Here is a 20,890-nt window from a genome sequence, read left to right as displayed (position 1 = left end):
GGCGCGGCGCAACCGTGGCGCTCGCGCATAACGCGGCGCGCAAATAAAAACGCGGGCCTCATAGCCCGCGTCGTCATCGGTCATAAAGCCCACAGCGCACAACTCAACACTCCACGATATTCACCGCCAACCCGCCGCGCGACGTTTCCTTGTACTTGGTCTTCATATCCGCGCCGGTTTCGCGCATGGTCTTGATCACCGAATCGAGCGACACGTAGTGGCTGCCATCGCCGCGCAAGGCCATGCGCGCCGCATTGACCGCCTTCACCGACGCCATCGCATTGCGCTCGATGCACGGAATCTGCACCATGCCGCCGACCGGGTCGCACGTCAGACCGAGGTTGTGTTCCATGCCGATTTCCGCAGCGTTCTCGACCTGCCGCGGCGTGCCGCCCATGACAGCGGCGAGCGCGCCCGCCGCCATCGAACAGGCAACGCCCACTTCACCCTGGCAGCCCACTTCGGCACCGGAGATCGACGCGTTCAGCTTGTACAGAATGCCGATGGCCGCAGCGGTCATCAGGAAGTCGATCACGCCCTGCTGATTCGAGCCCGGCATGAAGCGCGTGTAGTAATGCAGCACTGCCGGGATGATGCCGGCCGCGCCGTTGGTCGGCGCCGTGACCACGCGGCCGCCGGCGGCGTTTTCTTCGTTGACGGCGATCGCGTAGAGATTGATCCAGTCGACCATTGAAAGCGGATCGCGCAGCGCCAGTTCAGGATTGCCCGACAGCGCGCGATACAACTGCGGCGCACGGCGCTTCACCTGGAACGGGCCGGGCAGGTTGCCGTCGGCGTCCGGATTGTTGATGCCGCAACCGCGTGCGACACACGATTGCATCACGTCCCAGATTTTCAGCAGGCCGGAGCGCGTTTCTTCTTCCGTGTGCCAGACGCGCTCGTTTTCCCACATCAACTGGGCGATGCTCTTGTCGGTCGATTCGCACAGCGCAAGCAACTCGTTGCCGCTGCGAAACGAGTGCGGCAATTGATCGACGGCGCTCAGCACCTTCGTGTTCGGCGCGCCCGCCGTCACCACGAAACCGCCGCCCACCGACAGATAGGTCGACTCGCGCAATGTCTCACCCTGCGCGTCGTAAGCGCGCAGCTTGAGACCGTTCGGATGCTCGGGCAGCGCCTGACGATAGAACGCAATCTGATCTTTCTGCACGAATGGCACGTCATGCGCGCCGAGCAGCGCCAGCTTGCGGGACACGCGCACGCCTTCCAGCCGCTCGGCGATCGTGTCCGGATTCACGGTGTCGGGTGCGTCGCCCATCAGGCCAAGCATCACACCGCGATCGGTACCGTGCCCCTTGCCCGTCGCGCCGAGCGAGCCATACAGCTCCACCTTCACCGATGCGGTCGCAGTGAGCAGCCCATCGCGTTCGAGCCCTTGAGCGAACATCAGCGCCGCGCGCATCGGCCCGACCGTATGCGAACTGGACGGACCAATGCCGATTTTGAAGAGGTCGAACACGCTGACTGCCATTTACTGCTCCCTGCTTATAGATAGTTGGTTCATCGCGCCGGCAGCGGCAAACACACGGCGAGCCAGGCAGGCGGCGTGGGTGCGAGCTGCAGCGCGATCGGCGTATAGCGCCCGTCGAGGCGCGCCGCCAGATGAAACAGTTCCGTCGCGTTCTTCGGGTCCCACTGACCCGAATAGCCGGGCAAGCCAGCCTCGCGACGTTTTGCGTCGAACGGAACGCTCGAATGCACGAATTCTTCGTGGGTCTTGTTGCCGGCTGCGTACGGCGCCAGCCAGTTCAGCGCGGCTTCCAGCGAGGCGCCGTCCGTGCCTTTCTCCGGCAGCCAGTTGCGGTTATGGCGGCGCGCGGCGAGCGCGGCTGTCACGAGCGGCTGCAGATCGTAGGTGACGTAATGCAGCGCGTCGCGCTCGCTGAAATCGATAGTCGAACCATCCGGCTCGATGTTGTCGCCGATATGCTCGACGAACAGGCGCTGCGCCGCGGTGATCATCTTGCGGTTATCGAGCGTGAACGCGGCCATCGCGATCAGTTTGACCCGATGGCTCTGCCAGTTGTTTCTGAACGTGCCTTTGAGCGGCCGCGGCTGCGCGTCGATCTGGCCGATGTAGCCGTTCGCGAGTTTGGTGAGGAACGCCATCGACGCATTGCGCGTTTTCACCGGCAACGCGCTCGCGGTCATGTCGTACGCGAGAATCAGCCCTTCGAAACGGGTTTCGTCGATCGGATTGAAGCTCGGTTGATACGTAGTGACCCACGCGAACAGCAGGCGGTCGACGAGCTTGAGATACCGGTCGTCGCTGGTGGCGCGCCAGGCGAGCGCGGCGTCGCGCAACAGATCGAGATCTTTCTCTGCTTCCACGCTCTGGTCGTAAATGCCTTCGTGCGGCAGCGTGCCTTCGGTATGCAGTTTCGCCAGCGCATGCGGCTGATCGTTCAGATGGGCCTGCACGTTGCTGACCAGTGCTTTCACGCCGGGATCGGCGTTCGTGCGTTCGCTGGTTTGCAGTGCGGGCGCCGCACAAAAATTCATTGCGGCCTGCGCTTGCCGCAGCGGCAGCAGCACGGCCGCGCCAGCCAACATCAGTGTGCAGGCCTGTCGCCACGTCCGGGCCCGCCTTGCTCCGGTCGGGCTTTGCATCAATCGCACCTTTCGCGCCATGCGAAACTCCTCGTTAGGCTGATTCGGTGTGTGATGTTAGCCGTTTGCGGCCAGGAGCGACAGAGAACTCAGGAGAGAACCGCGCACCGCCTTGCCGCCTCTTTTCGAGACAGCGGGCGATGCGCGGCGGCGATCGCGCTTACTCGTAATCGGCGATCGGCACGCAGGAGCAGAACAGATTGCGGTCGCCGTACACGTTGTCCGCGCGGCCGACCGGCGGCCAGTATTTTTTCGCGATCAGCGTGGGCAGCGGATACGCCGCGGTTTCGCGCGCATACGCATGCTTCCAGTCATTCGCGATGACCACCGCCGCCGTATGCGGTGCATGCTTCAGCGGATTGTCCTCGCGGTCCGAGCGGCCTTCTTCGACTGCGCGGATTTCCTCGCGGATCGCGATCATCGCTTCGATGAAACGGTCGAGTTCTTCCTTCGATTCCGATTCGGTCGGCTCGACCATCAGCGTGCCCGGCACCGGGAAGCTCATGGTCGGCGCATGGAAGCCGTAGTCGGCGAGACGCTTGGCGACGTCGTCGACGGTAATGCCGCTGGTTTCCTTGATCGGGCGCAGGTCGAGAATGCACTCGTGCGCGACCAGTCCGCCCGGGCCCGAATACAGCACCGGATAGTGCGGCGCGAGTTTCTTCGCGACGTAGTTCGCGTTGAGGATCGCGGTTTCGGTCGCGGCGGTGAGGTTCTTCGCGCCCATCATCGCGATATACATCCACGAGATCGGCAGGATAGACGCCGAGCCGTACGGTGCGCCCGACACGGCGCCGATACCGTTCGGCGCGCGTTCGTAGCCCGACGAGATCTGATTCGGCAGGAACTGCGCGAGATGCGCGCCGACCGCGACCGGACCGACGCCCGGTCCGCCGCCGCCGTGCGGAATGCAGAACGTCTTGTGCAGATTCAGGTGCGACACGTCGCCGCCGAACTGGCCCGGCGCAGTGAGGCCGACCATCGCGTTCATGTTCGCGCCGTCCACGTAGACCTGACCGCCGTGCGCATGCACGATCTCGCAGATTTCGCGCACGTTCTGCTCGAACACGCCGTGCGTGGAAGGATACGTGATCATGATCGCCGCGAGTTTGTCGGCGTGCTGTTCGGCCTTTTTCTTCAGGTCTTCGATATCGACGTTGCCTTGCGCGTCGCACGCCACCACGATCACCTGCATGCCGGCCATGTGTGCCGAGGCCGGGTTCGTGCCGTGCGCCGAAGCGGGAATCAGGCAGACATTGCGATGCGCTTCGCCACGCGACGCGTGATACGCGTGAATGATCAACAGGCCCGCGTACTCGCCTTGCGAGCCGGCATTCGGTTGCAGCGACACGGCAGCGTAGCCGGTGGCCGCGACCAGCATCGCTTCGAGCTGATCGATCATTTCGCGATAGCCGACGGTTTGCTCGGCCGGCGCGAACGGATGGATCTGGCCGAATTCAGGCCACGTGACCGGCAGCATTTCCGAGGTCGCGTTCAGCTTCATCGTGCACGAGCCGAGCGGGATCATCGAGCGGTCGAGCGCGAGGTCTTTGTCCGACAGGCTGCGCAGATAGCGCAGCATTTCCGTTTCCGAATGATGGCGGTTGAATACGTGGTGCGTGAGATACGCGCTGGTGCGCTCGAGCGCGGGCGGCACCGATGCCGTATCCGATGCGGCGATGGTCGAGTCGAGCGCGTCCACTTGCGGCACGATTTTGGCGCCCGCGGCTTGTGCGAACACTTCGAGCAGATCGGCCAGATCGCGGCGCGTGGTGGTTTCGTCGACCGACAGGCCCACTTGCGTGTCGCTCACGCGGCGCAGGTTGATGCGCTTCGCAAGCGCGGCGTCATGCAGCGCTTGCGTGCGCGCGCCGGTTTCGAATGTGAGCGTGTCGAAGAACGTTTCGTTGACGAGCGTGTAGCCGAGTTGCTTCGCACCTTCTGCCAGCAGCGCGGCGATCCGGTTCACGCGCAGCGCGATCGTTTTCAGGCCGTGCGGGCCGTGATACACGGCGTACATGCTGGCCATGATCGCGAGCAATGCTTGCGCGGTACATACGTTCGAGGTGGCCTTCTCGCGGCGGATATGCTGTTCGCGCGTTTGCAGCGCGAGACGCAGCGCGGGGTTGCCTTGCGCGTCGACGGTCACGCCGACGAGGCGGCCCGGCATCTGGCGCTTGAATTCGTCGCGCACGGCGAGGTAAGCCGCATGCGGGCCGCCGAAGCCGACCGGCACGCCGAAGCGCTGCGTGTTGCCGACGGCCACGTCCGCGCCCCATTCGCCCGGCGGCGTGAGGACGGTCAGCGCGAGCAGGTCGGCGGCGACCACCACGTGGCCGCCCGCGGCGTGGATCGCTTCGGCCAGGGCGCGGTAGTCGCGCACGTCGCCGTTCACGCCCGGGTATTGCAGCAGTACGCCGAACGCGTTCGCGTTCGCCGCGTCCGCAGCCGGGCCCACTTTCACTTCAATGCCCACCGGCGTGGCGCGCGTCTTCACCACTTCGATGGTTTGCGGCAGCACGTCGTCGGCCACATAGAACACGTTCGACTTCGGCTTGCCGATGCGTTGCAGCAGCGTCATCGCCTCGGCCGCGGCCGTGGCTTCGTCGAGCAGCGACGCATTCGAGATCGCCAGACCCGTCAGGTCGACGATCATCTGCTGGAAGTTCAGTAGCGCTTCCAGACGGCCTTGCGAAATTTCTGGCTGGTACGGCGTGTACGCGGTGTACCACGCCGGATTTTCCAGCACGTTACGCAGGATCACCGTCGGCGTGTGCGCGTTGTAATAGCCCTGGCCGATGTACGAGCGGAACACCTGGTTCCTGTCCGCGAGCTCGCGCAGCGTGGCGAGCGCTTCGGCTTCGCTTTTCGGTTGCGCGAAGGGGCCGAGCGGCAGCGGTTCGGTGCGGCGGATCGTCTTCGGAATGACGGCGTCGATCAGCGCGGCGCGCGACGCGAAGCCGAGGGCTTCGAGCATCGCTTGCTGGTCGGCCGAATCCGGGCCGATGTGCCGTTCGGCGAAGGCGTCATGCACTTCGAGCGCGGCGAGCGAGAGAGGAGTGCGGTTCATCAGACGATCCGGGTGTTCGAGCTTCATGGGTGTTCCTGGCGGTGCGGCGCGCCATGCCTGACGGCCGCCGCACCTGACGGTTTGACTTTAACGAATGGTGAATCAGGCGCCGATCGACTTGCTGTATGCGTCGGCGTCGATCAGACGGTCCAGCGCGGCGTCCGCGGCCGGCTTGATCTTGAAGAGCCAGCTTTCGTACGGTGTGCTGTTGACCAGATCAGGCGTATCGGCCACGGCGCTGTTCGCTTCGATGATCTCGCCCGAAACCGGCGCGTAGATATCGGAAGCGGCCTTGACCGATTCGATCACGGCGACGGTGTCGCCCGCGCTCACGGTCTTGCCCAGTTCCTGGACTTCGAAGAAGACGATATCGCCGAGCGCTTCCTGCGCGTGGTCGGTGATGCCGACCGTCAGTGTGCCGTCCGCTTCGGTGCGGACCCACTCGTGCGATTCGGTGTATTTCAGATCGGCCGGGATGCTCATCGGATGCTCCTATGCGGTGTGATTCGGGGATAACTTAAAGTGGACTACGCACGCGCCGGTTTGCTTAAACCGCGAGCACTTTGCCATTGCGCACGAACGGCAGTTTTACCACGCTTGCGGGAACGTTTTTGTCACGAATCTGAACGTGAACGGTGTCGCCCGGCTGCACGCCTTTCGGCACGCGCGCAAAGGCGATCGATTCCTGCATGGTCGGGGAAAAAGTGCCGCTGGTGATTTCGCCTTCGCCTTGCGGTGTGACGACTTTCTGATGAGCACGCAGCACGCCTGCCGCCTTGCCGTTTTCCTTCAGCAGGATCAGGCCGACGAACGCGGCTTGGGAACCGCCCGCCTCCAGCTTGCTCTTGCCGACGAAGTCGCGCGGCGAGGTGAGGTCGACTGTCCAGGCGAGGCCGGCGTCGAGCGGCGAGACATTGTCGTCCATGTCCTGGCCGTACAGGTTCATGCCGGCTTCGAGGCGCAACGTGTCGCGCGCGCCGAGGCCGGCCGGGCGCACACCTTGCGCGCGCAGCGCGTTCCACAGCGCTTCCACGTGATCCGCCGGCACGATGATTTCGAAGCCGTCTTCGCCGGTGTAGCCGGTGCGGGCAACGGTCAATTCGCCGAACGGCGTGTCTGCGATACGGGCGGCGTTGAACGGCTTCAACGCCTCGGTGGCGGCGCGCGTAGCCGGCACGGTTTGCCAGACTTTTTCGCGAGCGTTCGGGCCTTGCACGGCGACGATCGCGTAGTCTCGGCGCGGCGTGATGGTCAGGCCGAAGCCGCCTTCGGCGTTGAGCTGGCCGAACCAGGCGATGTCCTTGTCGGCGGTGCCGGCGTTGACGACCACGCGGAAGTGATCTTCGCCGAAGTAATAAACGATCAGGTCGTCGATCACGCCGCCGTTCGGGTTCAGCAGGCAGGAGTACAGCGCGCGGCCGGGCGTTTGCAGCTTGGCGACGTTATTGGCCAGCGCATATTCGAAGAAGGCGCGTACGCGCTCGCCGGTGAAATCGACCACGCACATGTGCGAGACGTCGAACATGCCGGCGTCGGTGCGCACGGCGCGATGTTCGTCGATCTGCGAGCCGTAGTTGACGGGCATGTCCCAGCCGCCGAAATCGACCATGCGGGCATTGAGCGCACGGTGGGTGGCGTTGAGCGGGGTGTGTTTGAGTTCGGTCATGGGGCCTCGGGCATCTCGCGAAACAAAAAAGGCCATGCGGCGCTACGCCTCGCGGCCTGACGGCTGCGAGCGATGCGTTGCATGGCCCCTCTGTCCTCGATACCTGAGAGATTGCGTTGCCGTGAGAACGTGAGTCCGCCACGGTGAAACGCGCGCCCCTTCGGTGGGCAGCCTGCCAATCTGCTCGATTGAACGATGCAGACGGCTACTGCCGCTCTCCAGAGTGCGAAAAACCGGTGCCTTGATGTTGCCTCAACGCGGGTTTTTCGACGCGGTCGGTCCTTTTGCCTGAGAGTTTGCGGGTGTGCCCCTTCGGCGGCGCGGCCTACGGTTTTCTGCGGCCAGCACGCTCTCCCGACGCGTACGGCGAATGTACGCGAGCCCTTAGTCCTTGTCAAATAACCCGCATCGCTATTTCAGAATTGGCCGAGACGATTGCGGTAGGTGCTTCGCTAAACTGATCTCGCCATCAGAATTGTCTCGTAACGATGCAGAAAGCCCGCATATATCAAATTTTTTATTCAGAACAGACCCGCAGAAATCTCGACGCCGGGTTCATTCCACTGAATAACTCCAATCGGCGGCCGGACTGGTGCGAGTACTGGCCGATCAGAAATTATCTGATCGACGAGCCGTTGGACAGTGACACGTATTACGGCTTCCTGTCGCCGAAATTCCGATCGAAAACGGGACTCATGGCAGCAGACGTCCATCAGTTTCTGAACGATTCCGCCGACGCCGCGCCCGACATCGTGACCTTCTCGCCGTTTTTCGATGCCGCTGCGTTATTTCCGAACATCTTCCTGCAGGGCGCCGACTCCCACTCGGAAGTGTGGCCAGCGTTCGTGGAGAGTGCGCGGCTGCTCGTACCGGGCATCGACCTCGATACGCTCGTGATGGATTCGACCAACACCGTGTTCTGCAATTATTTTCTGGCTAAGCCGCCATTCTGGCGGCACTGGCTCAGCAAGGCCGAACGGATCTTCCAGATCGCGGAACAGAGCAATACGCCTTTCGCCCAGGCGCTCAACCAGACGACCAACCACAGCAGCGGCCCAACGGCCGTCAAGGTTTTTGTGATCGAGCGGCTTCTTTCCCTGATTCTGGCGACCGAACCACAGTGGCGCGTGAAGTCTTTCAACCCCATGTGTTTGCCGCTGAATTATCCGGGAGCCGACCGGATCGGCGAGCAGCTGATCATGCTGGATGCGCTGAAAATGGCGGCGGTCGCCACCGGCCGTTCAGAATACATGCAGGTCTTCGCTTCCCTGAAAACCCGCACGGTGAAGTAGCTCCGTGCGCGCGGATAGCCGTGGCGGCAAGCGTCGACGGGCGGCGCGCTATCTGCGCACCGCCCGCTGGGACTGCCAAACCCGTTCGCCTTATTCGCCGATGGCGTGTGCCGCGTTGTCCAGTTCCTGATTCAGCACGCGCTGTTCTTCGCTGGACAGGCCGCCGCCGTGTTGCGCGGCCATGTCGTGCGCTTCCTGACGGATCACGTCAAGGCGATGATGCAGCGCGCCGCCTTGCGGGGGCGGGTAATAACCCTGATTCACGCGGTTATCGATACGGCGGCCGAGATTATCGATGCGGCCGTCGACCTGATGCAGGCGCTGATCCGCGATCTGTTGCGGATTGGGGCGCGGGGCCGGCGCGGGTTGAGGCGCCACCACGCAGGCGGCGAGGGAACTGAGCAGGGCGCACGCGGCAAGCGCGCGGATGGAACGGGGCATGAACTCTCCGGAAGTCGTTGTCGTTTGTGTTGTTACTCGGAAAGCAACGGCTGACTGCCGGACCACGCTGACCGGGAGCGCGGCCTTATTTGTAACGTTATGTTCCTTTCGGGCTTGTTAGATTCCTTTCGGGCTTGTTAGATTGCGGCCTGCGCGGCGCGGGCGGCGAGTACTGTTTTAGGTACGCAAGCCGTACCGGCACGCAGGCAAGCGGGTCAGCGAACCCGTTCAAACGGCAGCCGGACGCCTTCTTCCGAACTGCGGGCGGCGAGCTCGATAATTGTCATTACGTCGACGGCATCCTGCGCGCTGACCGGGAACTTCACGCCGTTCTGGATGGCGTCGGCCACGGCGATATAGAAGCCCACGTAATCTCCGTTACGCGTCGGCAACTCGCGCTCCACTTCCTGATTGCCTTCCAGCACGCGCAGCACGCCTGCCGCATTGCCGGCGCCGAAGCCTTCGTCGCCGGGCCGCAGGCCGGCCTTCAACTGATCTTCCTGTGTGTCGAGCCCGTATTTCATGTAGCTGCCGCGCGTGCCGTGAATCGTGAACCGCGGCGCGACCAGGGCGGTCAACGCGCTGGCGTGCAACACGACTTCGAACTCGCCGTAGCCGAGCTGGATATGCACGTAGTCCGGCGCGCTGGCCTCGTCGCGATGTGTGCGCACCGTGGCCAGCACGCTCTGCGGCGTGCCGAACAGCGCCAACGCCTGGTCGGCCAGATGCGGCCCGAGGTCCAGCAGCAAGCCGCCGCCGCGCGACGCTTCCTCGCGCCAGCGCTGCCGCACCTCCGGCCGGAAACGGTCGAAATGTGATTCGTATTGCGTGATCCGTCCCAATTCGCCGCTCGCGAGCAGATCGCGCACGGTCAGAAAATCACCGTCCCAGCGACGGTTGTGAAACGGCATGAAGAGCTTGCCGCGGGCGAGCGCGATGTTGGCGAGCGTGCGCGCGTCGGCGGCATTCAGCGTGACCGGTTTGTCGACCACCACGTGCTTGCCCGCTTCCAGCGTGCGGCGCGCCAGTTCGAAGTGCGTGTCGTTCGGCGTGGCGATCACGATGCAGTCGATTTCGTCGAGGGCCAGCAATGCGTCGAGGTCGGCCACTACCTTGGTATGCGGATAGTCGGCGAGCGCGCGCCCGGGCTGGCTCGTGGCGATGGCCGCGACGCTCGCGCGGCCGCAGTGCGCGATTACCGGCGCGTGAAAGGTCGCGCCGGCGAAACCGTAACCCATCAATCCAATCTTCAGCGATGCGGACATGCTTGTCTTCCTGCAAAAAACGGCGCGCCGCTTTGCCACCGCGGCGGCGGCGCGCAACACTGCAATTGTGGCATGTCCGGGAGGCGGACCGGCAGGGTCGTCGAGGTCCGGGTGAGCGTCGTGGGACGCGGGCAACGGTGGCGCGCATCCGTGTTAACATCGCTCCTCTCGCGCGATTGCACAGCGGGCCGGCACGCCCCGCGCACCGCGCGGGGCGCCTGTTCCGGCAGCCGGCGCCGCGCAGCATGCCCCCGGGCCTTCGGCCGGCGTTTCGCGCCGCCGCGCCCTCAACCGCCGCTTTAACCGCATCACCCATCCACAGACGATGTCCGCAGGCCTGAACCCCGCTCAAAATGAAGCGGTCCGTTATCTCGACGGTCCGTGTCTCGTGCTCGCCGGCGCAGGCAGCGGCAAGACGCGCGTGATCACGCAGAAAATCGCGCACCTGATCGAGGCCAAGGGCTTCGAGCCGCGCCACATCGCCGCCGTCACGTTCACGAACAAGGCCGCGCTGGAAATGCGCGAGCGCGTGGGCAAGCTGCTGGAAGGCAAGACGCTCACCACGCCAGGCAAGGAAGGCCGCAAAGTGCCCGTCAACCAGTTGACGGTGTGCACCTTCCACTCGCTCGGCGTGCAGATTCTGCGGCAGGAGGCGGAACACGTCGGCCTGAAGCCGCAGTTCTCGATCATGGATTCGGACGACTGCTTCGGCATGATCCAGGAGCAGGTCGGCTCGACGGACAAGGGTTTCATCCGCAAGATCCAGTCGATCATCTCGCTGTGGAAGAATGGCATGATCATGCCCGAGCAGGCGATTGCGATTGCGGCGAACGAGGACGAGCATCAGGCCGCGATCGTCTACCGCAATTACGTGGCCACGCTGCACGCGTACCAGGCGGTGGATTTCGACGATCTGATCCGCCTGCCCGCCGAGCTCTTCGCGAAGAACGAGCAGGTGCGCGACCGCTGGCAGAACAAGCTGCGCTATCTGCTGATCGACGAGTATCAGGACACCAACGCCTGCCAGTACGAACTGGTGAAACTGCTGGCCGGCAAGCGCGCTGCGTTCACGGCGGTGGGCGACGACGATCAGGCCATTTACGGCTGGCGCGGCGCGACGCTCGAAAATCTCGGGCAGCTCAGCAAGGACTTTCCGAAGCTGCATCTGATCAAGCTGGAGCAGAACTACCGCTCGACGGTGCGCATTCTGACCGCCGCGAACAATGTGATCGCGAACAATCCGAAGCTGTTCGAAAAGAAGCTGTGGTCCGAACACGGCATGGGCGACACGATCACCGTCACGCCCTGCAACGACGAAGAACACGAGGCGGAGTCCGTGGTGTTTCGTCTGTCGGCGCACAAGTTCGAGCGGCGCGCGAATTTCCGCGACTACGCGATCCTCTATCGCGGCAATTTCCAGGCGCGCATCTTCGAACAGGTGCTGCGGCGTGAGCGGATTCCGTATGTGCTGTCCGGCGGCCAGTCGTTCTTCGACAAGGCCGAAATCAAGGACATCTGCGCCTATCTGCGCCTGATCGCCAACGCGAACGACGACCCCGCGTTCATCCGCGCGATCACCACGCCGCGCCGCGGCGTCGGCAATACGACGCTCGAGGCGCTCGGCTCGTTCGCGGGTCAGGCCAAGGTGTCGCTGTTCGAAGCCGTGTATATGGGCGGCATCGAGGCGCGCCTGTCGCCGCGGCAGATCGAACCCATGCGCGTGTTCTGCGACTTCATGCAGCGCCTCACCGATCGCGCCGAGAAAGACGCCGCCGGCACGCTGCTCGACGAACTGATGGACGCCATCCACTACGAAGCCTACCTGTACGACGCGTTCGACGAACGTCAGGCGCAGTCCAAGTGGCAGAACGTGCTGGAGTTCATGGAGTGGTTGAAACGCAAAGGCACCAAGGCTGAGCCGACGGGCGCCGCGGCGAACGAAGCCACCGGCTACGACACCGCCGATGGTCTCGGCGACACCGGCAAAAGTCTGCTGGGTCTGATCCAGACCGTCGCGCTGATGTCGATGCTCGAAGGCCGCGAGGAAGATCCCGACGCGGTGCGGCTCTCGACGGTGCACGCGTCGAAGGGGCTCGAGTATCCGCACGTGTTTCTGGTCGGAGTGGAAGAAGGCATCATGCCGCATCGCGGCGGTCCCGACGACGAGCCGATCGACGACGCGCGCATCGAAGAAGAGCGCCGGCTCATGTATGTGGCGATCACGCGTGCCCAGCGCAGTTTGCATCTGAACTGGTGCAAGAAGCGCAAACGCGCGCGCGAAACGGTGGTGTGCGAGCCGTCGCGCTTCATTCCCGAAATGCTGCTCGACGACGCTCCGCCGCCGACGCCTGAAGAAGCGCCGATGTCGCCGAAAGACCGGCTCGCGAGTTTGAAGGCGCTGTTGCAGAAGCCTTGAGCGGTGAAGCCGCTGATCTGGCTATAGCGCCCATCTACGGTCGATAAAAAAATCCCTGCTCCGCGTTTCCGCGGGCAGGGATTTTTTGCGACGTGGCTCACGCCACGGTTCGTTTTACTTCACTGCGCTGACCATGTAGTCGACGGCGGCCTTCACGTCCGCGTCGGAGGCATTCGAGCCGCCCTTCGGGGGCATGGCGCCCTTGCCGTGCAGCGCGTAGTTGTAGACCGTGTCGATGGGGTCTTTCAGACGCGGCGCCCAGGCGTCCTTGTCGCCGAACTTCGGTGCGTTCAGCACGCCGGCGGCATGACAGGCCTGGCAGACTTGCTGATACAGCGCCTTGCCGGCTTGCGAGGCATCCGCGCTTTGCGTGCCGCCGGCTGCCGGCGCTGCCGCTTGCGGCACGCTGGCCATTGCGGCCATAGCTGCGGCGGCCTGGGCCGCGCCCGCGTCCGAAGCGCCGGTCGCTGCGGCTGCGGCCGCACCGGATGCCGCTGCGGCGCCCGCAGCCGGCTCAGCCGGTTGCGGGAAGCTCGCGCCGGAATTGTTCGCCATGTAGGTGACCGCGCGGGCGATTTCGAAGTCGCTGTAGTCGTCCGGGCTGGTGCCGCCGCGCGGCGGCATTGCGCCCTTGCCGGTGAGCGCCGTGTGCAGCAGCGTGTCGAAGCCCTGCGCGATGCGCGGTGCCCAGTCGGCGGTATTGGTGAATTTCGGCGCGCCCGCGGCGCCCGACGCGTGACACGCGGAGCAAACGGCCTTGTAGACTTCTTCGCCGGTCTTGTAGACGCGCGGCGCATTGGCGTCGCGAATGTCGACCTGGGCGAACGGCTTGATGCGGGCGGTGACCTCGGCTTCGGAGAGAGAGTCGGTGCCGGCGCCGGTGCGCGTCGAGTTATCGACGTAGACCGCCAGCAGAACGATGATGATGATCGGAACAGCAAACCCGGCGATGACCGCGGCGATGAGCTGTGCTGGGGTTTTGATCGGGGCTCCGTGTGGTGCTTCGCTCATGCTTGTCTCGTCTCCGTGGGAATGTGAGCGGTACAGCGTGACGGCAACTTCTTGTTCTTTAATCAGCCACGGACGATTATAGACGCAAGATTTCGACGGCGGCGAGGGGCGCGGCGAGGTGTTCAGCAGGCGTTTACCCGCATCGCGAGGAGCGGCCGGAAGGCGCCGCGTGCTGTCATTCAGGCCGTCCGGTGGACGGTGTGGCCGAAACCGGGTATTCTTTCGGTCTCTCGCTTTGGCGTCGCATCCGTTCTGGTTGCCGCGCTTTCGTGGTGAAGCGCCCGTAGCTCAATGGATAGAGTACTGCCCTCCGAAGGCAGGGGTTGCTGGTTCGATCCCAGCCGGGCGCACCAAAAAGAGTGGATTTTGAACAAGGGCTTGCGCTGTCCAGTTCACCTCTTATTGTCGTTTACGACACGAGCTGATTGTTTTTCGAGCGCTGAAAGTCCGAACGCGGATTGTTCCTTCGTCTTAGTCCACATCGGTTTCCCCTTTCAGACCCGGACGCAGCCTCCAGAGGCGCGGACCCATGGCGTCCGATTGCGCCATGCTATGCCTCGCCCAACCGAATTTAGGGTGCTCTGCGAGGCGAAATTTTCCGAGACATTTGATTCTCGACGAGCGCACGAGCCCTACGCAGAAAATCCTGCCCCTCGTTGAAGCGAAAACGGATACCAGTTCGCTCGAATGCGTCCGCGAAAACAGCGCGCCGTGATGGCAAGAAGCCTCTTTGTGCGGCCAAGGTGGAGAACGACTGATTGAAAGCATCGAAGCGGAATTCACGGCGACTGAGTGTCTGTGTCTGCCGGCTTTCCGCTCCACGCTGAACAAGCACCGCCGACTGAGTCGGTGCCAGCCGCCTGAGGTACTTTTCTGAGACTCGCAATTGGTCGGCGGCTTCCTTCGCGTTGGACGCCGCGCCAGATTCAACAATAGCGTCCAGTTCAGCCAGCAGCGACTCCTTACCTTTCTTGAAGCCGTCGCGTTCCTTAGGGGATAAAGCACCTAATGGTGACGAAAGGGGCACGCGCCTCAGCATCACCGTGTTTCCAAGGATGACGTCCGACACCGCGCAGCCGCAGCAATATGCTATTTGCACGAGACGCGGTAGGCTCGGTTTCACATCGCCGCTCATCCAACCAGACAAGGCACCTTTGCCGACGCCGAGGTGTTGGGCAAAGTTGATGGCGACGTCGGCATAAAGGTAAGCGCGAAATTTTCCCCACCTAGCTTTTGAGTCCAGCAAGATCCACGATTGCGTCCGCAACTCACAACTTGCGGACGCAATTTATGACCCAGGATGACCTTTCATTTTTGCCCCTGCGGGTGACCCGCGTTGGCGTGGGTGGCAAGCGCAGCTTCGATCCTCTAGGCAAGCGGCGGCTGGTCGAGGCCTGCGAGCAGCCCGGTGCGTCATTGTCCGGTCTGGCGTTGAAGGCCGGGGTGAACGCCAATCAACTGCGTAAATGGGTTCGGCTGCATCGGCAGGCGCAAACGCGCATGAGCAACGACGGCATGGCCGCTTCACCGTCGGCGTTCGTGCCGGTCGTCGCCATCGCCGATACGGCGCCGGCGCCTGCGTCGATGCATTCTGTGCGCATGCAGCCAGAACAGCGGTCATCGCATCTGTCTTCGCGCTCACCAGCGTCAGCATGGCTGTCGGCCCAGTTGCCCAATGGCGTAAAGCTTGAGCTCGAATGCTCGGAACGCGACGCCGCGCTCGTGAGCGCCATGATCGCGGCACTGGGACGGCGCTGATGTTTCGCTTCGAAGCTGATTTGAAGGTGTTCCTGCACCGCGAGCCAATCGACTTCCGGGCAGGCATCAACAGTCTGGTGACGCTGGTCGAGCAATCCATGCAACTGGACCCGTTTGCGCGTGCCGTGTACGCCTTCCACAACCGCAGACGCAACCGGATCAAGCTGCTACTTTACGAGCGCAACGGTTTCTGGCTGATGTTGCGGCGTCTGGAAGAAGATCACTTCATCTGGCCGCGTCGGCAACAGGCGGTGATCGAACTGACGACCGAGCAGCTACGCTGGCTGCTCGAGGGTATCGACATCGAGGCAATGTGCCGTCATCCGGCGCGGCGGTACCGCCACGCCAGCTAATGACCGGCCTGCCGGCCAGCAACGCGCGCGAGGGACTGTTACAAATCTCCGTAAACCTGTAGCGCGCGGCATTCGACTATCCTGGGAGCATGAATGAAGACGACTTCTCCCGATTGCCGCCCGCCGCCCAGGCCTATATCCGTGAACTGGAGTCACGCAACCAGCAGCTGGGCGAACGTATTGCCCAACTAGAGGAGCAGTTCCGCCTGGCGCAGAGCCAACGTTTCGCCCCGAGCAGTGAGAGGCTACGCGATCGTGTGTTCGACGAGGCTGAGCAGATCGCTGCGACCGAAGCGCATGACGCGGACGTCGCTGCCGACACCTTCACACTGCCCGATACTGGCCTGCCCGATGCGCCGCAACCGCCACGGCGCAGTCCTGGGCGCAAACCGCTACCGGCCCATCTGCCACGTCAGCGCATCGAATACGACCTGCCTGATGACCAGAAGATATGTCCGTGCTGCGCACACGAGCTTCACCGTATGGGTGAAGAGATCAGCGAACAGCTGCATATCGAGGCGAAGGCCTCGGTGCTGCAGCATGTACGTTTCAAGTACGCGTGCCGGCACTGCGAGCGCCACGCCGAACGCACGCCGGTGATCACCTCACCGATGCCGGCGCAGCCATTGCCGGGCAGCAACGCGAGTGCGGCGATGATCGCCACCGTGACTGCCGGCAAGTATGTCGACGGAACACCGCTATACCGGATGGCCAACGCATTGGGGCGCGCCGACATTGAAGTTGGACGCGGCACACTGGCCAACTGGATCATCCGGCCCGCCGAGCTGCACTATAGCCGGCTCTATGAGGCTCTACACAGGACACTGCTGTCGCAACCGCTGATTCACGGTGACGAGACAACGGTGCAGGTACTCAAGGAACCCGGCCGTGCTGCGCAGAGCACCTCGTATATGTGGACATATCGCAGTGCCGACGGCAGCACGCAGCCGGTTGTGCTGTTCGACTACCAGCCGGGGCGCGGGCAGGAATATCCTCAAGCGTTCCTCGCGGGCTATCAAGGCCTGCTGATGACGGATGGCTATGCCGCCTGGCGCACACTCGAAGGCCCCACGCACTTCGGCTGCCTGGCTCACGCCCGTCGCGCCTTCGTTGAAGCGCTCAAGGGCATGAAGAAACCCGGTGGCCGTGCCGCGCAGGCGCTGGAATACTTCAAGGCGCTGTATCAGGTCGAAACGCTCACCAAAGCCGATCTGCCCGAAGGCGAGACGCGCGCTGACTACACATACCGCCTGCGTCAGCAACACAGCGTGCCACTACTCGAAGCATTCAGAAAGTGGCTGGACGACCAGGCACCGCAAGTCCTGCCAGAAAGTCTGCTGGGCAAGGCAATCTCATACACGCGAAACCAGTGGACGTATCTGTGTCGCTACGTGAGCGACGGGCTGGCCCCCATCGACAATAACGTCATCGAGCGAGACATCCGTCCATTCTGTACCGGCAGAAATTCATGGCTGTTCAGTGACACGGTTGCCGGCGCGAAGGCAAGCGCCATGATCTACAGTCTTATGCTGACCTGCAGGGCTTGCAACGTCGAACCCTACGCCTACCTCGTGCACGTACTCACCGAACTACCGAAGCGCGAACCGGATGCTGACGTGACCGACCTCTTGCCGTTCCACCTTGCAAAACTGACCACCGCCGCTCGTTGAGCTTGATCTGGTCGCCTTGCCGATCGATGCGCCGCCGCCTGGCACGTCAACCTCCGTGCACCCCTATGAACTCGGTGTGCTAGATCGCGCGCTTACAGATGAACTGACAGGTGAGTTTCTGAAGAATGTTGACGAGATTGCCACGGAACTTATCACCGGATTCGGATTGAAGCACAGCCTAGCCGTCGCCGGCCTGCAAACTCCGTTGCTTCGGTGGATGGATTTCCGGCTGCGGACAATCGACCCTCGTCCACGCCAAATCTATGCATCGGATAACTTTCCGAAGTCGCTTGATGAGCCCACAGTCAAGGCCCTTCGTTCAATTGAACAGGCCATTCGAAATGGCGATGACATCAACCCGTTCCAGGGCAAGGGACTTCTTCGGTTTGATTCCAGCGGCAAGAATCGGAGCGAAAGAACCGACTTGCTGTGGGCGGACTGGGGCATCCATCACTTGCATCTGGGAGAAGCATCTACCGACCAATACTTTTCGTCTCGAAGCAACTACCTGCTGTTTGCGATGTTCTTTGCAGACGCAGCGCTTTTTATCGACGTTCTTCCGCACTCAGGCGACCCGTTGTTGTTTGCACGCGAAGACTTGATTCGAGTGGTGGCTAGAAACTGGCCGGTTGTTGTTGAGCCCTACCGACTGAGGGGGACGCTGATTCCTGAACGTCAGTTTGACGACAATGACCGCAAGATGCTCCGGAAATCTGGAATTGAAGCGCCACTAATCATTGGTGGAAAGGCCTACTCCTCGCCGGGACGCGGGGTCACAAGTGCATCAACGCCCGGCAAGGTGACTGACGCCATGTTCCGTCTGCGTCGAAATTTGCGTTTTCTTGCGCAGCAAGTGTTGGAGCCAGAAGGCCAATTCCTAGCGCCCTTTGACGAGGAGTCCCGGCGGGACTGTCAGTTCTCGCTAAGGCTCTGTCCTGAAGGCCTTGTGGTTTATGAGCGCTCGAGGGACCATGCGTGGACTCTGCCCGATGCAAAGTTCGATGGGAACGACACTTACTTCGCTGAAATTTCTGACGCACTTTCGCCGCCATGGGCGAAACAGTCGATTCAGGAAGCGATAACTCGGGCGCAGGCACAGATAGCTCCCTCGTAAGCTGCCCCTTTCTACGAGGGTCCAAGGGTCGACCGCGCTAGCGTCTGCAACCGACATCTACACGGCGGGGCGCAACTAGACGGTTTTGTCCACAACTTCGCTTGCAGTATGCTTCGCAATTGTGGTCGGCGAGAACGGCCATTACTGGCTAGCTGCCCTCCGCTGTCCATGTGGATACGGGGGGGATAGCATCCAGTTGCCGATGATTGAAGGGCAACGTCCGCGGTGGGCTCTCACGCAAGAAAGCAGACACCCTCCGAGCCTGACTCCGTCCGTTGACCGCACAGAGTCGGCTGCCGCTCACATTTCTGGCTGAAGCAAGGCGCGCTTCGCTGGTGCGAAGCCCGGTGATGAGAGCCGCCCGAACCCGGTCCCGCGCCAGTGATGACCGGCAACCTCGCGCAAACTTCCGACTAAGAAGCTGTTGCGAAATTAGTTAAACAGAGGCTTTAGGCGCGTCCAGCAAATTAAGGCGCAAGCCAAAGACAGGAATGCTTCGTGAACATGCGCATAGCGTTCGTAACGAATCTTGAGCCGTCGAAACGAGTGAAGCCACGCAATCGAACGCTCGACTGGCCAACGTGTTTTGCCGAGCCCACTGCCATGCGGCGCGCCGACTTTTGCGAGTAGTGGCGTGATGCCTCGCTCACGCAAGCGTTGCCGATGGGGTTCGGAACTGTAGCCCCGGTCGCCCTGAACGATTCGCGGCTTGTGCAAGGGACGACCCCGCTTGCCCCGGATGCGCGGAATGGCATCGACCAGCGCATCAAGCTGGGTAATGTCGTGCCGGTTCGCCGCGCTCAGGATGACCGCGAGCGGGATGCCTTGCGCGTCGACGATGAGGTGGTGTTTGCTGCCGAGCTTGCGCCGGTCCGTGGGATTCGGGCCGGTTTTTTTCCCGCCAGCACGGCGCGAATCGATGAGCTGTCGACGAGCGCACGCGAGAAATCGATTTCGCCACGGCGACGCAGTTCGGCGAGCAACGCTTCGTGAATGTGTTGCCAGACACCTGCCTTTTGCCACGCGACGAGCCGTCGCCAGCAAGCTGTGCCTGAACCACATCCCATTTCTTGCGGCAGAAGGTTCCACGCAATGCCTGAGCGCAGCACAAACACGATGCCGGTCAGCACCGCTCGGTCGGGTTTCGGTTTGCGGCCCGCAAACTGGCGATTGCGTGGTGCTCGCGCAGGCAGCAGTGGTTCGATGAGTAACCACAATTCGTCGTCTATCAGTTCTTTAGGCATCGCTTCCTGTCAGGCAAAACAAGACAGAAAGTTAACACCAAGCCGGAAAAGTTAACAGACCCAAAACTTAATTTCGCAACAGCGTCTAAGCGCCAATGTTGATAAACCACGCGCAAGCCAAGAGGAAAAAAGTTGGCAACTGAATTCAATTTTACCGGGCTACACCCCGCATTTCTCGAGGCGGTCAAGCGGCACGAGCCTTCCATTGCCTTCACGCTTACGGATGGCGTCGGCAAGTTCGCCTTCCTGCTGTTCATGAAAACTGATTCGTCGGGCAAGATTGTTTGGGGACAGCTCGAGCTATTCATACTGCTCGCTCGCAACGGATGATACGGTGCAAGCTCCTCGGAAATCACAAAAATGCGGGTGATTTCAAGGTACGCTTGACAGACGATGATGAGCAGAAGGTTCGGGAAGAGCTGGGGCTCGGGGAATCAACGGCTGGCCCAGCTTTCGTGCTTCGCGACTTACTTGCGAAGCTGAATAGCATCATTCCAGCTTCAATTCCGCTCGAAATGAAGATAGCTGTTGTCAGAGAGCATAGGGTCAACATCAGAACGCATTGCCCGGAGTATTTCGACGACGCGAGCAAGGTCTATCTGCTTAGGGCCGGTCCATTGGCCGCGGGCAAGCGGCCGCGCGAGGAAACGCTGAGAAAGCTGTACATGCTCGATGTGCCAAGAGAGGATATCGCTGCACTCATTCGAAATCTGAAGGGCATCCGCTGGACTACTTACTGGACTGCGTCGGTGCCAGCGACCGACAAGTTCGCGGAAATCTTCGCGAAGGTCGCAGGTGTTCCGGTCAACGCGTAGCCGACGCACGGCGGCTCACATCATCCTGACCAATGCAGTAACTATCGGAAAACGTACTCCCGAGGCTTCGGCGCATCGCAGCGGGTAGCACCAAGCAGGCGAGCAAACACCGTCGACGAGTCTGGGCAGGCCCGATGCGCAACA

Annotated in this window: 19 protein-coding genes, 1 tRNA gene, 1 pseudogene and 2 riboswitches; of the genes and pseudogenes, 11 read left to right on the top strand and 10 right to left on the bottom strand. The window is 62.2% G+C overall.

From position 1 onward, the window contains the following. Positions 1-103: 103 nt before the first annotated feature. The 5 genes from BXE_RS21605 to gcvT all read right to left on the bottom strand — a co-directional run bounded on the left by BXE_RS21605 (position 104) and on the right by gcvT (position 7,367). Complete coding sequence (locus tag BXE_RS21605; RefSeq protein WP_011490277.1) at positions 104-1,492, bottom strand: L-serine ammonia-lyase; 1,389 nt, start codon at positions 1,490-1,492, stop codon at positions 104-106. A gap of 29 nt (positions 1,493-1,521) precedes the next feature. After that, complete coding sequence (locus tag BXE_RS21600) at positions 1,522-2,652, bottom strand: alginate lyase family protein (protein ID WP_011490276.1); 1,131 nt, start codon at positions 2,650-2,652, stop codon at positions 1,522-1,524. Positions 2,653-2,791: 139 nt separating this feature from the next. After that, positions 2,792-5,728 carry an aminomethyl-transferring glycine dehydrogenase gene (gene gcvP, locus BXE_RS21595; RefSeq protein ID WP_011490275.1) on the bottom strand — a complete coding sequence of 979 codons (2,937 nt, stop codon included), beginning with the start codon at positions 5,726-5,728 and terminating at the stop codon, positions 2,792-2,794. Positions 5,729-5,803: 75 nt separating this feature from the next. Further along, the gene (gene gcvH, locus BXE_RS21590; RefSeq protein WP_011490274.1) at positions 5,804-6,184 is read right to left on the bottom strand and encodes a glycine cleavage system protein GcvH; all 381 of its coding nucleotides are present in this window, start codon (positions 6,182-6,184) and stop codon (positions 5,804-5,806) included. Positions 6,185-6,248: 64 nt separating this feature from the next. Next, entirely contained in the window at positions 6,249-7,367 is a 1,119-nt protein-coding gene (gene gcvT / locus BXE_RS21585) for a glycine cleavage system aminomethyltransferase GcvT (RefSeq protein ID WP_038457156.1), read from the bottom strand. 80 nt (positions 7,368-7,447) lie between these two features. Then, a riboswitch (glycine riboswitch) is annotated at positions 7,448-7,599 on the bottom strand. A 33-nt stretch (positions 7,600-7,632) separates the two neighbouring features. Further along, positions 7,633-7,734: riboswitch (glycine riboswitch) on the bottom strand. Positions 7,735-7,855: 121 nt separating this feature from the next. Here gcvT and BXE_RS21580 point away from each other — a divergent pair. Beyond that, entirely contained in the window at positions 7,856-8,659 is an 804-nt protein-coding gene (locus BXE_RS21580) for a hypothetical protein (RefSeq protein ID WP_011490272.1), read from the top strand. A 90-nt stretch (positions 8,660-8,749) separates the two neighbouring features. Here BXE_RS21580 and BXE_RS21575 read toward each other — a convergent pair whose 3' ends face one another. Both BXE_RS21575 and BXE_RS21570 read right to left on the bottom strand, forming a co-directional pair. Next, positions 8,750-9,100 (bottom strand): hypothetical protein, encoded by a 351-nt coding sequence (locus tag BXE_RS21575; protein ID WP_011490271.1) that lies wholly within the window; start codon positions 9,098-9,100, stop codon positions 8,750-8,752. A gap of 215 nt (positions 9,101-9,315) precedes the next feature. Further along, positions 9,316-10,365 (bottom strand): oxidoreductase, encoded by a 1,050-nt coding sequence (locus BXE_RS21570; RefSeq protein WP_011490270.1) that lies wholly within the window; start codon positions 10,363-10,365, stop codon positions 9,316-9,318. A 325-nt stretch (positions 10,366-10,690) separates the two neighbouring features. Between BXE_RS21570 and BXE_RS21565 the strand changes: the two genes are divergently transcribed. Next, positions 10,691-12,781: a UvrD-helicase domain-containing protein gene (locus BXE_RS21565; protein WP_011490269.1), complete on the top strand. Its 2,091-nt coding sequence runs from the start codon at positions 10,691-10,693 to the stop codon at positions 12,779-12,781. 114 nt (positions 12,782-12,895) lie between these two features. Here the strand turns inward: BXE_RS21565 and BXE_RS21560 are convergent, their stop codons facing one another. Continuing rightward, positions 12,896-13,792, bottom strand: a complete 897-nt coding sequence (locus tag BXE_RS21560; RefSeq protein WP_011490268.1) for a c-type cytochrome — start codon at positions 13,790-13,792, stop codon at positions 12,896-12,898. A 277-nt stretch (positions 13,793-14,069) separates the two neighbouring features. On the opposite strand from BXE_RS21560, the gene BXE_RS21555 reads away from it, so the two are divergent. Further along, a tRNA-Arg gene (locus BXE_RS21555) sits at positions 14,070-14,145 on the top strand. Positions 14,146-14,363: 218 nt separating this feature from the next. Here BXE_RS21555 and BXE_RS21550 read toward each other — a convergent pair. After that, positions 14,364-15,038, bottom strand: coding sequence for a helix-turn-helix transcriptional regulator (locus BXE_RS21550; protein ID WP_148222972.1), 675 nt, complete (start codon positions 15,036-15,038; stop codon positions 14,364-14,366). A 44-nt stretch (positions 15,039-15,082) separates the two neighbouring features. Between BXE_RS21550 and tnpA the strand changes: the two genes are divergently transcribed. The 6 genes and pseudogenes from tnpA to BXE_RS48215 form a co-directional block, all read left to right on the top strand. Then, entirely contained in the window at positions 15,083-15,550 is a 468-nt protein-coding gene (tnpA, locus tag BXE_RS21545; RefSeq protein WP_011490266.1) for an IS66-like element accessory protein TnpA, read from the top strand. Further along, the gene (tnpB, locus tag BXE_RS21540) at positions 15,550-15,903 is read left to right on the top strand and encodes an IS66 family insertion sequence element accessory protein TnpB (protein WP_011487048.1); all 354 of its coding nucleotides are present in this window, start codon (positions 15,550-15,552) and stop codon (positions 15,901-15,903) included. Before tnpA ends, tnpB begins: the two co-directional genes overlap by 1 nt. Positions 15,904-15,992: 89 nt before the next feature. Then, on the top strand, positions 15,993-17,573 hold the full coding sequence (tnpC, locus tag BXE_RS21535; protein ID WP_011487049.1) for an IS66 family transposase: 1,581 nt from the start codon (positions 15,993-15,995) through the stop codon (positions 17,571-17,573). A 55-nt stretch (positions 17,574-17,628) separates the two neighbouring features. After that, positions 17,629-18,687 carry a hypothetical protein gene (locus tag BXE_RS21530; RefSeq protein ID WP_193352952.1) on the top strand — a complete coding sequence of 353 codons (1,059 nt, stop codon included), beginning with the start codon at positions 17,629-17,631 and terminating at the stop codon, positions 18,685-18,687. A 121-nt stretch (positions 18,688-18,808) separates the two neighbouring features. Further along, the gene (locus BXE_RS48220) at positions 18,809-19,003 is read left to right on the top strand and encodes a DUF6527 family protein (protein ID WP_407668625.1); all 195 of its coding nucleotides are present in this window, start codon (positions 18,809-18,811) and stop codon (positions 19,001-19,003) included. After that, positions 18,994-19,038, top strand: a pseudogene (locus BXE_RS48215) (hypothetical protein); the annotation flags it as partial. The gene BXE_RS48220 and the pseudogene BXE_RS48215, both read left to right, overlap by 10 nt. 81 nt (positions 19,039-19,119) lie before the next feature. Here BXE_RS48215 and BXE_RS44465 read toward each other — a convergent pair. After that, positions 19,120-19,931, bottom strand: a protein-coding gene (locus BXE_RS44465; protein ID WP_407668610.1) for an IS5 family transposase whose coding sequence is annotated in 2 segments (ribosomal slippage) — positions 19,120-19,595 and positions 19,595-19,931 — 813 coding nt in all. Because the reading frame shifts where the segments join, the coding sequence is not laid out codon by codon here. A 132-nt stretch (positions 19,932-20,063) separates the two neighbouring features. On the opposite strand from BXE_RS44465, the gene BXE_RS21520 reads away from it, so the two are divergent. Both BXE_RS21520 and BXE_RS21515 read left to right on the top strand, forming a co-directional pair. After that, a complete protein-coding gene (locus BXE_RS21520; RefSeq protein ID WP_038457158.1) occupies positions 20,064-20,261 on the top strand; it encodes a hypothetical protein in 198 nt (65 codons plus the stop codon). 53 nt (positions 20,262-20,314) lie between these two features. After that, on the top strand, positions 20,315-20,746 hold the full coding sequence (locus BXE_RS21515) for a hypothetical protein (protein WP_148222971.1): 432 nt from the start codon (positions 20,315-20,317) through the stop codon (positions 20,744-20,746). Positions 20,747-20,890 lie beyond the last annotated feature (144 nt).

Origin of the sequence: Paraburkholderia xenovorans LB400 (assembly GCF_000013645.1) — a bacterium.
GTDB lineage: Bacteria > Pseudomonadota > Gammaproteobacteria > Burkholderiales > Burkholderiaceae > Paraburkholderia > Paraburkholderia xenovorans.
This window is presented reverse-complemented; position numbering and strand designations above follow the sequence as displayed.

Coding starts and splice junctions, on each gene's coding strand:
- BXE_RS21605 (WP_011490277.1), bottom strand. CDS start 1,492: ATGGCAGTCAGCGTGTTCGACCTCTTCAAAATCGGCATTGGTCCGTCC.
- BXE_RS21600 (WP_011490276.1), bottom strand. CDS start 2,652: ATGGCGCGAAAGGTGCGATTGATGCAAAGCCCGACCGGAGCAAGGCGG.
- gcvP (WP_011490275.1), bottom strand. CDS start 5,728: ATGAAGCTCGAACACCCGGATCGTCTGATGAACCGCACTCCTCTCTCG.
- gcvH (WP_011490274.1), bottom strand. CDS start 6,184: ATGAGCATCCCGGCCGATCTGAAATACACCGAATCGCACGAGTGGGTC.
- gcvT (WP_038457156.1), bottom strand. CDS start 7,367: ATGACCGAACTCAAACACACCCCGCTCAACGCCACCCACCGTGCGCTC.
- BXE_RS21580 (WP_011490272.1), top strand. CDS start 7,856: ATGCAGAAAGCCCGCATATATCAAATTTTTTATTCAGAACAGACCCGC.
- BXE_RS21575 (WP_011490271.1), bottom strand. CDS start 9,100: ATGCCCCGTTCCATCCGCGCGCTTGCCGCGTGCGCCCTGCTCAGTTCC.
- BXE_RS21570 (WP_011490270.1), bottom strand. CDS start 10,365: ATGTCCGCATCGCTGAAGATTGGATTGATGGGTTACGGTTTCGCCGGC.
- BXE_RS21565 (WP_011490269.1), top strand. CDS start 10,691: ATGTCCGCAGGCCTGAACCCCGCTCAAAATGAAGCGGTCCGTTATCTC.
- BXE_RS21560 (WP_011490268.1), bottom strand. CDS start 13,792: ATGAGCGAAGCACCACACGGAGCCCCGATCAAAACCCCAGCACAGCTC.
- tnpA (WP_011490266.1), top strand. CDS start 15,083: ATGACCCAGGATGACCTTTCATTTTTGCCCCTGCGGGTGACCCGCGTT.
- tnpB (WP_011487048.1), top strand. CDS start 15,550: ATGTTTCGCTTCGAAGCTGATTTGAAGGTGTTCCTGCACCGCGAGCCA.
- tnpC (WP_011487049.1), top strand. CDS start 15,993: ATGAATGAAGACGACTTCTCCCGATTGCCGCCCGCCGCCCAGGCCTAT.